Origin of the sequence: Burkholderia sp. B10 (assembly GCF_004368385.1) — a bacterium.
Taxonomy (GTDB): domain Bacteria; phylum Pseudomonadota; class Gammaproteobacteria; order Burkholderiales; family Burkholderiaceae; genus Burkholderia; species Burkholderia vietnamiensis.
Map to the genome: position 1 here is coordinate 68,703 of NZ_PQMX01000024.1, position 16,696 is coordinate 85,398.

Sequence of the window (16,696 nt, forward strand, 5' to 3'; positions counted from 1 at the left end):
TATCGGAAACGCGCGGGACGACGCGGCAGCATGCCATGCGCCCTATGCGCCCCAATACCCCGGCCGTTCGTACGTGTGCTTCAGATAGTCGAGAAAGAGGCGCACGCGCAGCGGCAGATGGCGGCGCTGCGGAAACACCGCATGGATGCCGATCGGCGGCGCCGCGAACGCGTCGAGCACGCTGACCAGACGGCCGGCCGCGACGTCGTCGCCGACCTCCCACCACGAGCGCCAGGCGAGGCCGTAGCCGGCAAGACACCATTCGTGCAGCACCGCGCCGTCCGAGCACTCCATCGTGCCGCTCACGCGGATCGACACGACCTTGCCGTCCTCCTGGAACGTCCAGCCGCGCTGCTGGTTCGCATTGGCGGCCAGCGCCAGACAGTTGTGGCGCACGAGCTCGGCGAGCGTCGCCGGCGTGCCGCGGCGCGCGAGATACGCGGGCGACGCGACGCACACGCGGCGGTTCTCGCCCAGTTTCAGCGACACCAGCGACGAATCGGGCAGCTCGCCGAGCCGCACCGCGCAATCGAACCCTTCGTTGACGAGGTCGACCATCCGGTCGGACAGGTCGAGCGTGACCGATACGTCCGGATGCGCGCCGCTGAACTCCGGCACGAGCGGCGCGACGTGACGCCGCCCGAAGCCGGCCGGCGCGGAGATGCGCAGATGGCCGCTCGCCTTCACGCCGCCCGCCGACACGCTGGCCTCGGCGTTCTGCATGTCGTTGATGATCCGCTGGCAATCCTCGAGGAACGCCGAGCCTTCGAAGGTCAACGTGAGCTTGCGCGTCGTGCGCACCAGCAGCTTCACGCCGAGCCGCTCCTCAAGCGCGTCGAGGCGGCGGCCGATGATCGCCGGCGCGACGCCCTCCGCGTGCGCGGCCGCCGACAGGCTGCCCTTCGCCGCGACCGCGGCGAACGTTTCGATCTGCTTGAACCGGTCCATGACTCGCAACGGGCGGCAGCGCCGCCGCCCTTCAATTCGTCTGAGCGACCAAGATTATGTATATGAAAGTAAAAAATCAAGTGATGATTCGCGTCTTTTTTAGAAGCTGCGATCACGAATAGAATCGATTCGACCTCTGAAACTCGAGCGCAAGGCTATGTCGGCCACAACGACACTCTCCTCTCCCGCCGCCATCCTGTTCGACGCATTCGGCACGTTGTTCGACGTGCATGCGGTCGTGGCCGCGGCCGAGCAGATGTTTCCCGGTCACGGCGACCGGCTGTCGCAGCTGTGGCGGCGCAAGCAGATCGAATATTCGCAGTTGCGCACGCTCGCCGATCCGGCCGGCGCGCGCTATCGCCCGTTTCGCGACATCACGCTCGACGCGCTGCGCTTCGCCGCACGCGCGCTCGGCCTCGCGCTGAACAGCGCGGCCGAGAAGCGGCTAATGGACCAATACGCATGCCTGTCGACCTATCCCGACACGGTGCCCGCGCTGCGCCGGTTGCGCGCGCTCGAACCGCGCCCGGCGCTCGCGATCCTGTCGAACGGCAACCCCGACATGCTCGACATCGCGATCAAGAGCGCCGGCATGGCCGGCCTGTTCGATCGCGTGCTGTCCGTCGACACCGTGCGCGCGTACAAGCCGAGCCCGCTCGCATATGCGCTCGGCACCGCCGCCTTCGGCGCGCAGCCGCGCGAGCTCGTGTTCGTGTCGTCGAACGCGTGGGACGTCGCCGGCGCCGCCTGGTTCGGTTACACGACGTTCTGGCTGAACCGCACCGGCGCGCCCGCCGACGAGCTCGGCGTGTCGCCCGACGGCACCGGCAGCGGCATGGCCGACCTGCTCGCATTCCTCGCCACCCCGGCTTCGTCCGGCAGACCGGCCAACCGCGCGCGCCCCGGCCCGGGCGCATGACGCGCGCCGCGCTGCCGCCTCACCCTTTCACCGAAACCGCAACTGACCGACCAAGGAGATGACACTCATGAGCACCCCGATCACGCTGCCGCAAGGCATGGCGATCACCGGCGAAATCAAGCCGGGCTACGAAGCGATCCTGACGCCCGACGCGCTCGCCGTCGTCGCGGCGCTGCATCGCGCATTCGAGCCGCGTCGCCAGGCGCTGCTGCAGGCGCGCGTCGAGCGCACGAAGCGCCTCGACGCCGGCGAGCGCCCCGATTTCCTCGCCGATACGAAGGCGATCCGCGAAGGCGACTGGAAGGTCGCGCCGCTGCCGGCCGACCTTCAATGCCGCCGTGTCGAAATCACCGGTCCCGTCGAGCGCAAGATGATCATCAACGCGCTGAATTCGGGCGCGGACTCGTACATGACCGACTTCGAGGATTCGAACGCGCCGAGCTGGACCAACCAGATCGACGGCCAGATCAACCTGAAGGACGCGGTGCGCCGCACGATCTCGCTCGAGCAGAACGGCAAGTCCTACAAGCTGAACGACAAGGTCGCGACGCTGATCGTGCGTCCGCGCGGCTGGCACCTCGACGAAAAGCACGTGACGGTCGACGGCCAGCGCGTGTCCGGCGGGATCTTCGATTTCGCGCTGTACCTGTTCCACAACGCGAAGGAACTGATTGCGCGCGGCTCGGGCCCATACTTCTATCTGCCGAAGATGGAAAGCCATCTCGAGGCGCGCCTGTGGAACGACATCTTCGTCGCCGCGCAGGAAGCGGTCGGCATCCCGCGCGGCACGATCCGCGCGACGGTGCTGATCGAGACGATCCTCGCCGCGTTCGAGATGGACGAGATCCTGTACGAACTGCGCGAACACAGCTCGGGCCTGAACGCCGGCCGCTGGGACTACATCTTCTCGGCGATCAAGAAGTTCAAGAATGACCGCGACTTCTGCCTGGCCGATCGCTCGAAGATCACGATGACGGTGCCGTTCATGCGCGCATACGCGCTGCTGCTGCTGAAGACCTGCCACAAGCGCAACGCGCCGGCGATCGGCGGGATGAGCGCGCTGATTCCGATCAAGAACGATCCGGAAGCGAACGACAAGGCGATGGGCGGCGTGCGCTCGGACAAGCAGCGCGACGCGACCGACGGCTACGACGGCGGCTGGGTCGCGCATCCGGGCCTGGTGCCGATCGCGATGGAGGAATTCGTCAAGGTGCTCGGCGACAAGCCGAACCAGATCGGCAAGCAGCGCGACGACGTGCAGATCGAAGGCCGCAACCTGCTCGATTTCCAGCCGGAAGCACCGATCACCGAAGCCGGCCTGCGCAACAACATCAACGTCGGCATCCACTACCTCGGCGCGTGGCTCGACGGCAACGGCTGCGTGCCGATCCACAACCTGATGGAAGACGCGGCCACCGCGGAAATCTCGCGCTCGCAGGTATGGCAGTGGATCCGCTCGCCGAAGGGCGTGCTCGACGACGGCCGCAAGGTGACCGCCGAGCTCGTGCGCGAATACGCGAAGGCCGAGCTGGAGAACGTGAAGCGCTCGGTCGGCGGCAACACTCAGCCGTACGAGCGGGCCGCGGCGATCTTCGAACAGATGTCGACGTCGGAAGGCTTCACCGAATTCCTGACGCTGCCGCTGTACGAGGAAATCTGACCGCGCGGCCGGATCCTGCGGGATCCAGCCGACGCCGCCAGGCCGCCGCCGGTCGGACGACACCGCGGCCGTCCGAACCAAGCGCCCCGCGGGGCGCTTTTCGTTGGCCGCGTGACCCTGAGCATGAGCGTGCGCGGCGCGCAGGCTCAGGCCGCTTCGCGCTCGCGGCGATGCTGGACCCAGTCGCCGGACGCGATGCGCGGGCGGTCGGCGGCCGCATGCGCGGCGACCGGGTAGTACACGCACGCATAGGCTCGGCCGCCGAGTTCGACGGTCACCGGTTCCTGCCGGAACAACGTGTCGACGCCGGGATAGACGCGTTCGATCTCGTCGAGCACGGGCAGCAACAGTTCGTCGACCGCGTACACGTCGCCCCACACGAGCGACTGACCGGCCGCACCGGCCACCATGCCTGGATAAGTGCCGAAATCGTACAGTTCGCCGGGCAGCGCGACGGCTCCGAGGAGCGTGGGCGCAGGGATGCCGTGGCGCGCGGCCGCATGGCCGATGTCGTTGGCCTCGCCTGCTCGCAACGTGCCGTAGACGAATACATGGCGCATCGTGGTTCTCCTCTTCGATTCTGGTATGGCCGGGGCGTCGCGGCGACGGCGTGCGTTACGCCGGACGGAATGCGCGCAGCTCCATACAAAGTTCATTCGGGCCGGTCATTATCAGCTGAAAAACCGCCGCATGCGCCTGCGCGGCGCCTTCTACAATAACGGCATCGCAGCCGCGCCGACCGAATCGTCCATGAATCCGCCCGCCCAAGCCGACGCATCGAACCCGTACGACGTCATCGACATTCCGCCCGAATTCGCACCGACCCGCGTGCACCCGATGCGCGTGCGCGCGCGGCAGGTCGACGCGGGCCGGCGGATTCCGCGGCACACGCATGCATGGGCGCAGCTCGCGTATGCGTCGCGCGGCGTGCTGCGGGTCGCCACGACCGGCACGACCTGGATGGTGCCGCCGTCGCGCGCGATCTGGGTGCCGCCGCACGTGACGCACGAGGTCGTGATCGTCGAGGAGGCGTACCTGCGCACGGTCTATCTCGACGAATCGATCGTGCCGGACGGGCTCGACGCATGCCGAGTCGTCGAGGTCACGGGCCTGTTGCGCGAGCTGATCGTCGCGCTCGATGCCCGCGCGCTGAGCAGCGCGCGCGAGCGGCTCTTGTGCGGGCTCGTGCTCGACGAGCTGAGCCATGCCGAACCGCTGCCGCTCGCGGTGCCGATGCCGGAAGAAAAGCGGCTGCGCATGCTGTGCGAGTCGGTGCTCGCGCAGCCGGCGCATGCGGAGTCGCTCGAGCATTGGGCGAGCGAGGTCGGCGCGAGCACGCGCACGATTTCGCGGCTGTTCAAGCAGGAACTGGGCGTCAGTTTTTCGCAGTGGCGGCAGCAGGCGCTGCTCGCGCGGGCGATCCCGTTATTGAACCAGGGGCGCGCGCTGTCGCATGTCGCGCGCGAGCTCGGCTACCAGAGCCAGAGCGCGTTTTCGGCGATGTTCCGCCGTGCATTCGGCGAAAGCCCGCGCGCGTTCATGCTGCGCGGCTTCGAGCATCGCGGCACGGAAGACCGCGTGCCGGCCGCAGATGATGACGAGGACGACACCGACGGCCGCGGTGCGCTCGACACGATCGGGTAACTCGCACGGTGTGCCGGGTGCGTGCGCTCAGACCGCGCGTACCATGTGCCGGATCGAGCCGAGCTGCGCCGGGCGCGGCCCGGTGACGCGATAGCCCATGCGCTGATAAAGGCGGGCGGCCGGGTTGTCGACGAACACGCGCAACTGCAGTTCGTGCAGGCCGCGCGCGCGTGCCCAGCGATGCGACATGTCGAGCATGTAGGTGCCGGCGCCCTGCCCTCGATGACCGGCGGCGATCTGCACGTCGCGGATATGCAGCGAATCGCCCTCCTCGGTCACGCGCAGCACGCCGATGCGCTCGCCGTCGGCTTCCAGGATGAAGTTCTCGGATTCGCGCCAGCTCGCGTAGAACAGGTCGCTGCGCCACACGAGCCCATGGCGCTTGTAATAGGCGCCCATGTTGCCGTGCGTGAGCGCCTCGGCAAACGGGAAATCGCCGGACTCCGCAGGTCGGAGCTGATACAGCAGTCGCAGGTCGGTCGGATCGAGCATCGCGCTTGGGTCGAGATCGCACTCCGCCACGATAGCGCAGTCGCCGGCGGATGCAATCGCGAATTTCTCGGAGCGGCGATGAGGATCAAGGCGCCCGCAAGCGCGCCACGCGTGGAACACACAAATGAAAAAGCCCGCACAAGGCGGGCTTCTTCATTTTCTGGCGGAGCGGACGGGACTCGCCTACATCCCGCAGGCCGCGGTTGCGCGTGCACGCGCAACCCTTCGCGTCCCGCCGGAAGCCGCGCAGGCGGCTTCCTCCGCTCCGCAGTCACGTGCCCGCATGCGGGCACGAGAAGAAAACGCAAATGAAAAAGCCCGCACGAGGCGGGCTTTCTCATTTTCTGGCGGAGCGGACGGGACTCGAACCCGCGACCCCCGGCGTGACAGGCCGGTATTCTAACCGACTGAACTACCGCTCCAGTCTTGCTTCTTGCCTGGCAGGCGTCGGTTACTTCCTGCCGGCGCATCGTTTGTTCGAACGACGCCGAAATCTGGCGTCCCCTAGGGGATTCGAACCCCTGTACTCACCGTGAAAGGGTGATGTCCTAGGCCTCTAGACGAAGGGGACAACGTACTGCTTACATCTTTAACGAAAAAGCCCGTTCAAATACGTTCTTTGAACGGGCTTCGTTCTGGCGGAGCGGACGGGACTCGAACCCGCGACCCCCGGCGTGACAGGCCGGTATTCTAACCAACTGAACTACCGCTCCAGCTTTCTTCATCACCACCTACAGGACCTCGTTCACGCCCTGCAAGCGCTGCGACACTTCTACGAAACGCCGCTGAATCTGGCGTCCCCTAGGGGATTCGAACCCCTGTACTCACCGTGAAAGGGTGATGTCCTAGGCCTCTAGACGAAGGGGACAACGTACTGCTTACATCCTTAATACAAAAGCCCGCTCAAATACGTCTTGAACGGGCTTCGTTCTGGCGGAGCGGACGGGACTCGAACCCGCGACCCCCGGCGTGACAGGCCGGTATTCTAACCGACTGAACTACCGCTCCAACTTTCTGCACCGTTACCCGCAGGACGTCGGTTACGTTCCTGCAAGCCTCGCGACACTTCTACGAAACGCCGCTAAATTCTGGCGTCCCCTAGGGGATTCGAACCCCTGTACTCACCGTGAAAGGGTGATGTCCTAGGCCTCTAGACGAAGGGGACATGATCTTTTCAGATCTGTCTGACTTTCGCTATTCACTTACCGTCAACAGCGAAGGCCGGAATTCTAACTGCTTTAAATCTTTTTGTGAAGCATTTATTACTACCAGCGCTTCGCAAATCAATTTGTTTTGTTCTGATGGTGGAGGTAAGCGGGATCGAACCGCTGACCTCTTGCATGCCATGCAAGCGCTCTCCCAGCTGAGCTATACCCCCTTGCAGAACAGAAATGAGATTATATGGACCGAATTTGAACTTGTAAATACCCTTTTTGCGATTGGCGCGAAATTTTTTGCGAAGCCGCCATCGCGTCGCCGGACGGCAGCCTCGCGCCGCCCCAACCTCAAGCCAGCGCGGCCTCGATACGCGATACCACCGCGTCGCGGCCGAACAGCACGAGCACCGCGTCGATCGACGGTGTATGCGTGGTGCCCGCCACCAGCAGCCGGACCGGCATCGCAAGCTGCGGCATCTTCAGCTTGTGCGTCGCGAGCGTCGCCTTCAACGCTGCCGATACCGCTTCCTTGGTCCAGTCGGCGGCCTTCAGCGCGGCTGCGAGATCGGCCAGCGCCGGGCGCACCGCGTCGGTCACGTGCTGCGCGAGCGCATCGGCGTCGGGCGCCGGGACGCGATAGAACATCGCCGCGCCTTCCGCGATTTCCTTGACCGTCGTCGCGCGGTCCTTCATCAGGCCGATCACCGCGTCGAGCGCGGGGCCGGTCGCGATCGCCGCGTCGTCGATGCCGAGCGCATCGAGGAACGGCTTCGCGAGCGCGGCGAGGCGTGCGTTGTCGGCTTCCTTGATGTAGTGCGCGTTCAGCCAGCTCAGCTTGCTGTGGTCGTACTGCGCGGGCGACTTGCCCAGGTGCTCGAGATCGAACCACTCGACGAACTGTTCGCGCGAGAAGATTTCCGCGTCGCCGTGCGACCAGCCGAGGCGGGCGAGATAGTTGACGACGGCCTCCGGCAGGAAACCCGCGTCGCGATACGCCATCACGCTCATCGCGCCATGGCGCTTGCTCATCTTCTCGCCCTGCTCGTTCAGCACGGTCGGCAGGTGCGCGTAGACGGGCGGCTCGCCGCCGAGCGCGCGCAGGATGTTGATCTGGCGCGGCGTGTTGTTCACATGGTCGTCGCCACGGATCACGTGCGTGATGTTCATGTCCATGTCGTCCACGACCACGCAGAAGTTGTAGATCGGCGTGCCGTCAGGACGCGCGATCACGAGGTCGTCGAGCTCCTCGTTCGAGATCTCGACACGCCCCTTCACCGCGTCGTCCCACACGACCGTGCCGGTCAGCGGGTTGCGGAAGCGCAGCACCGGCTTCACGCCGGCCGGCGGCTCGGGGAGCACCTTGCCAGGCTCCGGGCGCCACGTGCCGTCATAGCGCGGCTTCTCGCCGGCCGCGCGCTGGCGTTCGCGCAGCGCATCGAGCTCCTCGGCCGACATGTAGCACGGGTAAGCGAGGCCCTGTTCGAGCATCTGCGCCAGCACCGCGCGATAGCGATCCATGCGCTGCATCTGGTAGATCGGACCTTCGTCGAAATCGAGGCCGAGCCATTGCATCCCTTCGAGGATCGCGTCGACGGCTTCCTGCGACGAGCGCTCGACGTCGGTATCCTCGATACGCAGCACGAACGTGCCCTTCATCTTGCGGGCGAACGCCCACGGATAGAGCGCGGAGCGGATGTTGCCGAGGTGGATGAAGCCGGTTGGACTCGGTGCGAAGCGGGTACGGACAGGACGGGTCATAAACGGTAACTCGAACGCCTGGGGCGCATGAATGATTCGACGCGGGACGACGGCGGCAAACCGCACAACGACGGGGCCGGCCGCGCCCGGAACGGGAAAGAAGCCGGAATTATACTCGCGCCGGTCTGCGCGCCAAGCGCACCGCTTGCTTTATGATGTGCGCGCCGCCACCGCCCCCGGGCGCGGCGCCGGCCGCCCGGATTGCCCCGCGCGGCCGCTCGCAATCCATCGCCGCCGCGGGCCGCAAGGCCCGCCACCCAGCCGCCGGAGAATCATTCGATGTCGTCCCCTCGCCTGTCGCGCCGCCACTTCACGATCGCATGCGCGTCCGCCACTCTCGCCGCATGCACGTCGTTCGGCGAGAAGTCTCGTCCCGACAACGCCGCGACCGCGCAGAAGCCCGTGAAGATCGGCATCGCGCTCGGCGGCGGCGCCGCCCGCGGTTTTTCACACATCGGCGTGCTGAAGGCGCTCGAGGCGCGCGGCATCCCGATCGACCTCGTCGCCGGCACCAGCGCGGGCTCGGTGGTCGGCGCGCTGTACGCGTCGGGCATGAGCGGGCTGCAGATCAACAAGATCGCGCTCGACATGGATCAGGCCGCGATCAGCGACTGGGCGCTGCCGTTCCGCTCGCGCGGGCTGCTGCAGGGCATCGCGCTGCAGAACTTCCTGAACAAGACGCTGAACAACCGGCCGATCGAGAAGATGGCCAAGCCGCTCGGCGTCGTCGCGACCGACCTGCAGAACGGTCAGCCGATCCTGTTCCAGCAGGGCAACACGGGGCTCGCGGTGCGCGCGTCGTGCAGCGTGCCGTCGGTGTTCGAGCCCGTGAAGATCGGCAACCGCGAATACGTCGACGGCGGCCTCGTGAGCCCGGTGCCCGCGTCGTTCGCCCGCAAGATGGGCGCGAGCTTCGTGATCGCGGTGGACATCTCGTCGCGGCCGGACGGCGCGGCGACCGACAACCCGATCGAGATGCTGCTGCAGACCTTCACGATCATGGGCCAGACGATCAAGACCTACGAGCTCGACAAGTATGCGGACGTCGTGATCCGCCCGAATCTCGCCGCGATGGGCGGCAGCGACTTCAATCAGCGCAACGCGGCGATCCTCGCGGGCGAGGAAGCGGTGGCGCGCATCATGCCCGAACTGCAGCGCAAGCTCGCGGCCGCGCGCGGCGGCGTGGCCGCATAAGCGCGCACGGCGCCCGCCGCTCACGCGGCCCCAAAAGCAAAAAACCCTGTCGCCTTTCGGTGACAGGGTTTCTTTCGACCTGACGAACGATCAGTTGCTGCCGTTCGCGGCGTCGTCGCCGATCGTGGCGCGCACGCGCTGGCGCAGATCCTCGGCGTTCATCGGAAACGTCGATTCGAGCCGGCGCGCGCCGGTGAAACGCTTTTCCCAGTAGCCGCTGTCGAGATCGTCGACGCGCACGGTGCTGCCGGTCGACGGCGAATGCACGAACTTGTTGTCGCCGATGTAGATGCCGACGTGCGAGAACGTGCGGCGCATCGTGTTGAAGAACACGAGATCGCCCGGCTTCAGGTTGCTCATGCTGACCTTCTCGCCGACGCGGCTCATTTCTTCCGCGCGACGCGGCAGCGACATGCCGAGCGTATCCTGGAACACGTAGCGCACGAAGCCGCTGCAATCGAGGCCGGAGTCCGGCGAATTGCCGCCCCAGCGATAGCGCACGCCGATCATGTTCAGCGCGCTGACCACGACGTCGCCCGCCTTGCCCGCCATGCCGGACAGGAACGACTTCGCGCCGCCACTAGCCGGCTGCGCAGAGGTCTGCTGGAGGGAAGTCGACCCGATTTGAGTCGAATTGCTGACATTCTGATTGAAACTGCTGACTTCGTCGGCGAACGCGCCGGGAGCTGCTGCGATCAGGGCGCCGATGAACAGCCCGGCGACGGTGCGCACACATGCCTGGGACAGGGATCGATGCTGCATTGGTCGATGGAATTTGCTTAAAAATCAGCTGATTGGCGGAAAATTTCGGTCGATACTAGCCAGCGCGTAATCGTTTGTCAAAACAAATTAAAAAATACAATCGAGATGGTTGGACCATTGGACCCGCTATCATGCTTTCCAGACGGCTTTCAACAGCTTTTGTGTGTAAGGATGTGACGGTCTCGTGAAGATATCCGCCACGTCGCCGGACTCGACGACCGCCCCGCCCTGCATCACCGCGACGCGGTGCGCCATCGCGCCGATCACCTCCAGATCGTGGCTGATGAATACATAGCCCAGGTTGTATTTCTGTTGCAAATTCGCGAGCAGCTTCAGCACCTGCTGCTGGATCGACACGTCGAGCGCGGAAGTCGGCTCGTCGAGGATCAGGATGCGCGGCTCCAGCACGAGCGCGCGTGCGATCGCGATCCGCTGCCGCTGGCCGCCGGAGAACTCGTGCGGATAGCGATGCAGCACCGTGCGGTCGAGGCCGACTTCGCGCAGCACCGTCAGCGACTTCGCGCGGCGCGCGTCCGCGCTCAGTTCCGGGCGATGCAACTCGAGCCCCTCCCCGACGATCCGCTCGATCGTCTGACGCGGCGACAGCGAACTGAATGGATCCTGAAAGACGACCTGCATGTTCGAGCGCAGCGCGGTCTGTTCGCGGCCGCGATAGGTCGACAGCGCGCGCCCCTGGAACTCGATCTCGCCGGCCACCGTCCGTTGCAGCCCGAGCAGCGCCATCGCGAGCGTCGACTTTCCGGAGCCGGATTCGCCGACGATCCCGAGCGTCTCGCCCTGCCGCACCGACACGGACACGTCATCCACCGCCGTCACCGGCAGCGTCCCGAACCAGCCGGCCAGCCCCGGCCGCTTGCGCGCGAACTGCACGCTGACGTGGCGCGCGTCGAGCACGACCGGCGCGATCGGCAGCACCGGCGCGACCGTGCGCTGCGGCCGGCTGTTCAGCAGCCGCTGCGTATACGGATGCTCGGGCTGCGCGAAGATCCGCTCCACCGGCCCGCTCTCGACCAGCCTGCCGTGCTCCATTACGGCGACCCGCTCGGCGAAGCGCCGCACGAGGTTCAGATCGTGCGTGATCAGCAGGATCGCCATCCCGCGCTTTTCCGCCTCGTCGCGCTGCAGTTCGAGCAGCAGGTCGACGATCTGCGCGCGGATCGTCACGTCGAGCGCGGTGGTCGGCTCGTCGGCCAGCAGCAGGCGCGGCCGGCAGGCGAGCGCCATCGCGATCATCGCGCGCTGCCGCTGGCCGCCCGACAGCTCGTGCGGGTAGCTGTCGACGCGCTTCTCGGGCTCCGCGATGCCGGTGCGGGCGAGCAGCGCGATCGTGCGCTTGCGCGCTTCGCCGGCCGTCACGCCGTCGTGCAGCACGATCGTCTCGGCGATCTGCGCGCCGACCGTGTACAGCGGATTGAGCGCCGTCATCGGCTCCTGGAAGATCATCGCGATGTCCGAGCCGCGCAGCCCGCGCATCTCGCGCTCGCTCTTGCCGGCGAGATCCTGCCCGGCGAAGCGGATGGTGCCGCTCACGTCCGCATCACGCAGCAGCCGCAGGATCGACAGCGCGGTCACGCTCTTGCCCGAGCCCGACTCGCCGACCAGCGCGACGCGTTCGCCGCGACCGATCGCGAGCGTCACGTCTTCGACGGCCACCGTGTCGCCGAAGCGCACGTGCAGATGCTCGAGCGACAGCAGCGGTTCGCCCGGCTGCGAGGCGTCGATGGCGCTCATCGCTGGCCTCCTGCGGCGCGCACCGAGTCGGCGATCCGCGTGTCGAGCGCATTGCGCAGTGCGTCGCCCATGAAGGTCAGCAACAGCAGCGTCGCGACCAGCACGCCGAACGTCGACAGCGAGATCCACCACGCGTCGAGATTGGCCTTGCCCTGCGCGAGCAGTTCGCCGAGGCTCGGCGTCGGCGGCGGCACGCCGAGGCCGAGGAAATCGAGGCTCGTGAGCGCGAGGATCGCCCCGCTCATCCGGAACGGCAGGAACGTGATCACCGGCGTCATGCTGTTCGGCAGCACGTGGCGCCAGATGATCTGCCAGTTCGTGAGGCCCATCGCGCGGGCCGCGCGCACGTAGTCCTGCGTGCGGTTGCGCAGGAATTCGGCGCGCACGTAGTCGGCGAGGCCGATCCAGCCGAACAGCGACAGCAGCACGATCAGCAGCAGGAAGCTCGGCTCGAAGATCGACGCGAAGATGATCAGCAGATACAGCTCCGGCAGCGAGCTCCAGATTTCGATCAGGCGCTGCCCGACGATGTCGATGCGGCCGCCGAAGAAGCCCTGCACCGCGCCCGCGGCGATGCCGAGCAGCGTGCCGATGGCGGTGAGGATCAGCGCGAACTCGACCGACACGCGAAACCCGTACACGAGGCGCGCGAGCAGATCGCGGCCCTGCGCGTCGGTGCCGAGCCAGTTCGCGCGCGACGGCGGCGCGGGGTTCGGCACGTTCGAGAAGTAGTTCAGCGTGTCGTAGTAATAGCGGTTCGGCGGGTAGATCGCGAAGTTGCCCGGCGCTTCGAGGCGCTTGCGCACGTACGGATCGAGATAATCGGCCGGCGTCGGGAAGTCGCCGCCGAAGGTCGTCTCCGGATACGCATGGAACATCGGGAAATAGGTGTGCCCGTCGTAGCGCACGACGAGCGGCTTGTCGTTGGACCACAGCGGCGCCGCGAGGCTCGCGGCGAATGCGACGACGAAGATCACGAAGCTCCAGTAGCCGAGCCGTTGCTGGCGGAAGCGCTGCCACACACGCCGCGCGGGCGACGGCGACACGCGCGCCCGCGCGGCGTCGATGCGGGACGACGCGATGGCCCGGCTCATCGCGCACCTCGCCCGGCGCGCGCGGGCAGGCGTAGAGGCGCGCCGGCGATCGGCGTGCGAACGGACGGTTTCATGTCAGCGCTCCAGGTTTTCGAATTGAATGCGCGGGTCGACCCACACGTAGCAGAGGTCGGAGACGAGCTTGGTCGCGAGCCCGATCAGCGTGAACAGGTACAGCGTGCCGAGCACGACCGGATAGTCGCGCCGCACGACCGATTCGTACGACAGCAGCCCGAGGCCGTCGAGCGAGAACAGCGTCTCGATCAGCAGGCTGCCGGTGAAGAACGCGCCGATGAACGCGGCCGGAAAGCCGACGATCAGCGGCAGCATCGCGTTGCGGAACACGTGCTTCCACAGCACGGTGCGCTCGGTGAGCCCCTTCGCGCGCGCCGTGAGCACGTACTGCTTGCGGATCTCGTCGAGGAACGCGTTCTTCGTGAGCATCGTGATGACCGCGAAGCTGCCGACGACCGATGCGGTGATCGGCAGCGCGATGTGCCACAGATAGTCGAGCACCTTGCCGAGCAGCGACAGCTGCGAGAAGTTGTCCGACGTGAGGCCGCGCAGCGGAAACAGCTGCCAGAACGAGCCGCCGCCGAACAGCACGAGCAGCAGCACGCCGAGCACGAAGCCGGGAATCGCATAGCCGACCAGCACGACGAGGCTCGTCGCGACGTCGAACGGCGAGCCGTTGCGCACGGCCTTCGCAATGCCGAGCGGCACCGAGATCAGATACGTGAGGAAGAAGGTCCACAGCCCGATGCTGATCGATACCGGCAGCTTCTGCACGATCAGCGACCAGACGCTCTGGTGGCGGAAGTAGCTGTCGCCGAGATCGAAGCGCGCGAAGCGCTTGAGCATCAGCCAGTAGCGTTCGAGCGGCGGCTTGTCGAAGCCGTACAGCGCCTTGAGCTGCGCGAGCTGCTGCGCGTCGACGCCGGTATGCGCGCGCATGCCGAACGGCACCGCGCCCTCGCCCGTGGCGCCCTTGCGCAATTCCTGCACGGCCTGTTCGACCGGGCCGCCCGGCACGAACTGGATCACGGCGAAGGTGAGCGTGAGCACGCCGACGAGCGTCGGAATCATCAGCAGCAGACGTTTGAGGATGTAGCTCCACATAGGGCGGCGACTCGTGATCGATAGGCTGGGTTGAACGAACGGCAGGCGGGCTTCAGTGGTCGGGCTTCGCCCACCACGTCGACACGACCCAGCCCTCGGCGGAATAGTACAGCGGCAGCGTCTGCGGGTAGCCGAGCGAGCGCTTGTACGCGATGCGGTGGGTGGTGCTGTACCACTGCGGCACCGCGTAATAGCCGTGCATCAGCACGCGGTCGAGCGCGTGAGTCGCGTCGAGCAGCTCGTCGCGCGTCTGCGCGGTGCCGAGCGCATGCAGCAATGCGTCGACGGCCGGCGACTTCAGCCCGATCAGGTTGTCGGAGCCCGGTTCGTCGGCGAACTTGCTCGCGTAGCGCGAATACTGTTCGGCGCCCGGCACCTGCACGCCGGGCAGGCGCACCGTCGTCATGTCGTAATCGAACGCGTCGAGCCGCTTTTGCAGCAGCGCGTAGTCGGCCGTGCGAAAGCGTGCGTCGATGCCGAGCTTCGCGAGGTTGCGCTGATACGCGGTCACGATGCCTTCCATCGCGGCACCCGAATCGTCGAGGATCTCGAACCTGAACGGCTCGCCCCGCGCATTGCGCAGCGCGCCGTCGCGATAGGTCCAGCCGGCTTGCGCGAGGAGCGTGCGCGCCTTCAGCAGATTCGCGCGCAGCGAACCGGGCGGATTCGTGCTCGGCTGCGTGACCATCGGGCCGAACACGGCCGGGTCGAGCTGCGCGCGCAGCGGCTCGAGCAGCTTCAGCTCGCCCGCGCCCGGCGTGCCGGTCGCCTGCAGGTCGGTGTCGGCGAAATAGCTGTCGAGCCGCGTGTAGGCGCCGTAGAACAACTGGCGGTTCAGCCATTCGAAGTCGAACGCGAGGTCGAGCGCCTCACGCACGCGCACGTCGCGAAACAGCGGCCGGCGCAAGTTCATGAAGAAGCCCTGCATCCCCGCGCCGTTGTGCTGGCGGAATTCGCGCTTGACGAGCTCGCCGCTGTCGAAGCGCTTGCCGACGTCGCGGCGCGCCCAGTTGCGTGCGATGTATTCGACGAGCACGTCGTACTCGCCGGCCTTGAAGGCCTCCAGCCGCGCGACGCCGTCGCCGTACAGCTTGTAGACGATGTGCTCGAAGTTGTTGGTGCCGACCCGCACCGGCAGGTCGGCGCCCCAGTACGCGGGATTGCGCCGGTACGTGATCGTGCGGCCGTTGTCGTAGCGCTCGATCAGATACGGGCCGCTGCCGATCGGCTGCTCGAACGCGAGCTGGTCGAACGGGATGCGCGAACCGTCGGCGCGCAAGCCCCACTTGCGGGAGAACACCGGCACGCCGCCGGCGATCAGCGGCAACTCGCGATTCGCGCTGCGAAACTCGAAGCGCACGGTCGCGCGATCGACCACGACCGCCTTCGTGATCTCGGCGAAATACGCGGCGAATTGCGGCGCGGCCTGCTTGCTCTTCAGCGTGTCGAACGAGAACTTGACGTCGTCGGCTGTGACCGCATCGCCGTTCGAGAAGCGCGCGCGCGGGTTCAGGTGGAACGTGACCGAGCGGCGATCGGCGGCGATGTCGATGTCGTCGGCGAGCAGCCCGTACGCGGACGACGGCTCGTCCATGCTGCCGGTCGCGAGGCTTTCGAACAGCATGTCGATGCCGGGCGCCGAATTGCCGCGCATCGTGAACGGATTGAACTTGTCGAACGACGTCAGCCGGTTCGGGTTCGCGAGCACGAGCGTGCCGCCCTTCGGCGCGTCGGCGTTCACATAGTCGAAGTGCTTGAAGCCCGGCGGATATTTCGGCTCGCCATACTGTGCGATCGCATAGGCGGCTTGCGCGGCGGTCGCGGCCAGCACCGCCTGTATTGCCCATACGGCCGCGCTGCGGCCGGCCGTGCGCAGCACGTGCGCGACGCCGCAGCGGATGGACGCGGCGGCAGCGTGGCGCGAACCCTTCGTCATAGAGGCCCTGTCGGTCGATTGAGGGATGGAACGGGGTCGATTCTACCCATTCAAGTCGACATCGAGCCAGATGGCGGCCTGCGTGCGGCGTAGCGACGCTTGGCTGGAACTGCGCGCACGTCCGCACGGGCAAAGAAAAACCGCCCGTGGGCGGGTGTGCCGATGGGCGGTTCGTCGGGTGGGCGGGCGTGTCGTTGGAGCGCTTGGGGCGCGCAGCCGCGCGGCCATTGGGAGCGCGACGTTCGGGTGCTTGGGTGCCCG

The 16,696-nt window shown here is 66.6% G+C and carries 13 protein-coding genes and 7 tRNA genes; 4 read left to right on the plus strand and 16 right to left on the minus strand.

All coding sequences use genetic code 11. The features are described from left to right. Positions 1–42: 42 nt before the first annotated feature. The gene (locus C3Y15_RS14690; protein WP_059461320.1) at positions 43–948 is read right to left on the minus strand and encodes a LysR family transcriptional regulator; all 906 of its coding nucleotides are present in this window, start codon (positions 946–948) and stop codon (positions 43–45) included. A 157-nt stretch (positions 949–1,105) separates the two neighbouring features. On the opposite strand from C3Y15_RS14690, the gene C3Y15_RS14695 reads away from it, so the two are divergent. Beyond that, entirely contained in the window at positions 1,106–1,867 is a 762-nt protein-coding gene (locus C3Y15_RS14695) for a haloacid dehalogenase type II (protein ID WP_059457050.1), read from the plus strand. Between the two features lie 67 nt (positions 1,868–1,934). Further along, positions 1,935–3,527: a malate synthase A gene (gene aceB, locus C3Y15_RS14700; RefSeq protein ID WP_059461323.1), complete on the plus strand. Its 1,593-nt coding sequence runs from the start codon at positions 1,935–1,937 to the stop codon at positions 3,525–3,527. 146 nt (positions 3,528–3,673) lie between these two features. Here aceB and C3Y15_RS14705 read toward each other — a convergent pair whose 3' ends face one another. Beyond that, positions 3,674–4,087: a gamma-glutamylcyclotransferase family protein gene (locus C3Y15_RS14705; protein WP_011885177.1), complete on the minus strand. Its 414-nt coding sequence runs from the start codon at positions 4,085–4,087 to the stop codon at positions 3,674–3,676. A gap of 190 nt (positions 4,088–4,277) precedes the next feature. On the opposite strand from C3Y15_RS14705, the gene C3Y15_RS14710 reads away from it, so the two are divergent. After that, positions 4,278–5,171, plus strand: coding sequence for a helix-turn-helix transcriptional regulator (locus C3Y15_RS14710; protein WP_011885178.1), 894 nt, complete (start codon positions 4,278–4,280; stop codon positions 5,169–5,171). A 27-nt stretch (positions 5,172–5,198) separates the two neighbouring features. Here the strand turns inward: C3Y15_RS14710 and C3Y15_RS14715 are convergent, their stop codons facing one another. The 9 genes from C3Y15_RS14715 to gltX all read right to left on the minus strand — a co-directional run bounded on the left by C3Y15_RS14715 (position 5,199) and on the right by gltX (position 8,578). Continuing rightward, positions 5,199–5,663 (minus strand): GNAT family N-acetyltransferase, encoded by a 465-nt coding sequence (locus C3Y15_RS14715; protein WP_011885179.1) that lies wholly within the window; start codon positions 5,661–5,663, stop codon positions 5,199–5,201. A 345-nt stretch (positions 5,664–6,008) separates the two neighbouring features. Next, positions 6,009–6,085 (minus strand) — tRNA-Asp (locus C3Y15_RS14720). A 73-nt stretch (positions 6,086–6,158) separates the two neighbouring features. Continuing rightward, positions 6,159–6,234, minus strand: a tRNA-Glu gene (locus C3Y15_RS14725). A 65-nt stretch (positions 6,235–6,299) separates the two neighbouring features. After that, a tRNA-Asp gene (locus C3Y15_RS14730) sits at positions 6,300–6,376 on the minus strand. 79 nt (positions 6,377–6,455) lie between these two features. Beyond that, positions 6,456–6,531 (minus strand) — tRNA-Glu (locus C3Y15_RS14735). A 63-nt stretch (positions 6,532–6,594) separates the two neighbouring features. After that, a tRNA-Asp gene (locus C3Y15_RS14740) sits at positions 6,595–6,671 on the minus strand. Between the two features lie 81 nt (positions 6,672–6,752). Further along, positions 6,753–6,828 (minus strand) — tRNA-Glu (locus C3Y15_RS14745). Positions 6,829–6,965: 137 nt separating this feature from the next. Continuing rightward, a tRNA-Ala gene (locus C3Y15_RS14750) sits at positions 6,966–7,041 on the minus strand. Positions 7,042–7,168: 127 nt separating this feature from the next. Continuing rightward, entirely contained in the window at positions 7,169–8,578 is a 1,410-nt protein-coding gene (gene gltX, locus C3Y15_RS14755) for a glutamate--tRNA ligase (RefSeq protein WP_011885180.1), read from the minus strand. 279 nt (positions 8,579–8,857) lie between these two features. Between gltX and C3Y15_RS14760 the strand changes: the two genes are divergently transcribed. Next, positions 8,858–9,772: a patatin-like phospholipase family protein gene (locus C3Y15_RS14760; protein WP_011885181.1), complete on the plus strand. Its 915-nt coding sequence runs from the start codon at positions 8,858–8,860 to the stop codon at positions 9,770–9,772. A 90-nt stretch (positions 9,773–9,862) separates the two neighbouring features. Here the strand turns inward: C3Y15_RS14760 and C3Y15_RS14765 are convergent, their stop codons facing one another. From C3Y15_RS14765 to C3Y15_RS14785, 5 genes are all read right to left on the minus strand, one after another. Further along, entirely contained in the window at positions 9,863–10,534 is a 672-nt protein-coding gene (locus C3Y15_RS14765) for a C40 family peptidase (RefSeq protein WP_011885182.1), read from the minus strand. Positions 10,535–10,663: 129 nt separating this feature from the next. Continuing rightward, positions 10,664–12,286: a dipeptide ABC transporter ATP-binding protein gene (locus C3Y15_RS14770; protein ID WP_011885183.1), complete on the minus strand. Its 1,623-nt coding sequence runs from the start codon at positions 12,284–12,286 to the stop codon at positions 10,664–10,666. After that, complete coding sequence (locus C3Y15_RS14775; protein ID WP_011885184.1) at positions 12,283–13,380, minus strand: ABC transporter permease; 1,098 nt, start codon at positions 13,378–13,380, stop codon at positions 12,283–12,285. The genes C3Y15_RS14770 and C3Y15_RS14775 overlap by 4 nt, the downstream gene beginning before the upstream one ends. 75 nt (positions 13,381–13,455) lie before the next feature. Beyond that, positions 13,456–14,499, minus strand: a complete 1,044-nt coding sequence (gene yejB / locus C3Y15_RS14780) for a microcin C ABC transporter permease YejB (RefSeq protein ID WP_011885185.1) — start codon at positions 14,497–14,499, stop codon at positions 13,456–13,458. A gap of 52 nt (positions 14,500–14,551) precedes the next feature. Next, positions 14,552–16,435, minus strand: coding sequence for an extracellular solute-binding protein (locus C3Y15_RS14785; RefSeq protein ID WP_014723248.1), 1,884 nt, complete (start codon positions 16,433–16,435; stop codon positions 14,552–14,554). Positions 16,436–16,696: the final 261 nt, after the last annotated feature.

What these genes read in the sequence shown, in the direction of transcription:
- C3Y15_RS14760 (WP_011885181.1), top strand. Translation starts at nt 8,858, where the DNA reads ATGTCGTCCCCTCGCCTGTCGCGCCGCCACTTCACGATCGCATGCGCG.
- C3Y15_RS14715 (WP_011885179.1), bottom strand. Translation starts at nt 5,663, where the DNA reads ATGCTCGATCCGACCGACCTGCGACTGCTGTATCAGCTCCGACCTGCG.
- C3Y15_RS14710 (WP_011885178.1), top strand. Translation starts at nt 4,278, where the DNA reads ATGAATCCGCCCGCCCAAGCCGACGCATCGAACCCGTACGACGTCATC.
- C3Y15_RS14785 (WP_014723248.1), bottom strand. Translation starts at nt 16,435, where the DNA reads ATGACGAAGGGTTCGCGCCACGCTGCCGCCGCGTCCATCCGCTGCGGC.
- gltX (WP_011885180.1), bottom strand. Translation starts at nt 8,578, where the DNA reads ATGACCCGTCCTGTCCGTACCCGCTTCGCACCGAGTCCAACCGGCTTC.
- C3Y15_RS14765 (WP_011885182.1), bottom strand. Translation starts at nt 10,534, where the DNA reads ATGCAGCATCGATCCCTGTCCCAGGCATGTGTGCGCACCGTCGCCGGG.
- aceB (WP_059461323.1), top strand. Translation starts at nt 1,935, where the DNA reads ATGAGCACCCCGATCACGCTGCCGCAAGGCATGGCGATCACCGGCGAA.
- C3Y15_RS14695 (WP_059457050.1), top strand. Translation starts at nt 1,106, where the DNA reads ATGTCGGCCACAACGACACTCTCCTCTCCCGCCGCCATCCTGTTCGAC.
- C3Y15_RS14690 (WP_059461320.1), bottom strand. Translation starts at nt 948, where the DNA reads ATGGACCGGTTCAAGCAGATCGAAACGTTCGCCGCGGTCGCGGCGAAG.
- C3Y15_RS14775 (WP_011885184.1), bottom strand. Translation starts at nt 13,380, where the DNA reads ATGAGCCGGGCCATCGCGTCGTCCCGCATCGACGCCGCGCGGGCGCGC.
- C3Y15_RS14705 (WP_011885177.1), bottom strand. Translation starts at nt 4,087, where the DNA reads ATGCGCCATGTATTCGTCTACGGCACGTTGCGAGCAGGCGAGGCCAAC.
- C3Y15_RS14770 (WP_011885183.1), bottom strand. Translation starts at nt 12,286, where the DNA reads ATGAGCGCCATCGACGCCTCGCAGCCGGGCGAACCGCTGCTGTCGCTC.
- yejB (WP_011885185.1), bottom strand. Translation starts at nt 14,499, where the DNA reads ATGTGGAGCTACATCCTCAAACGTCTGCTGCTGATGATTCCGACGCTC.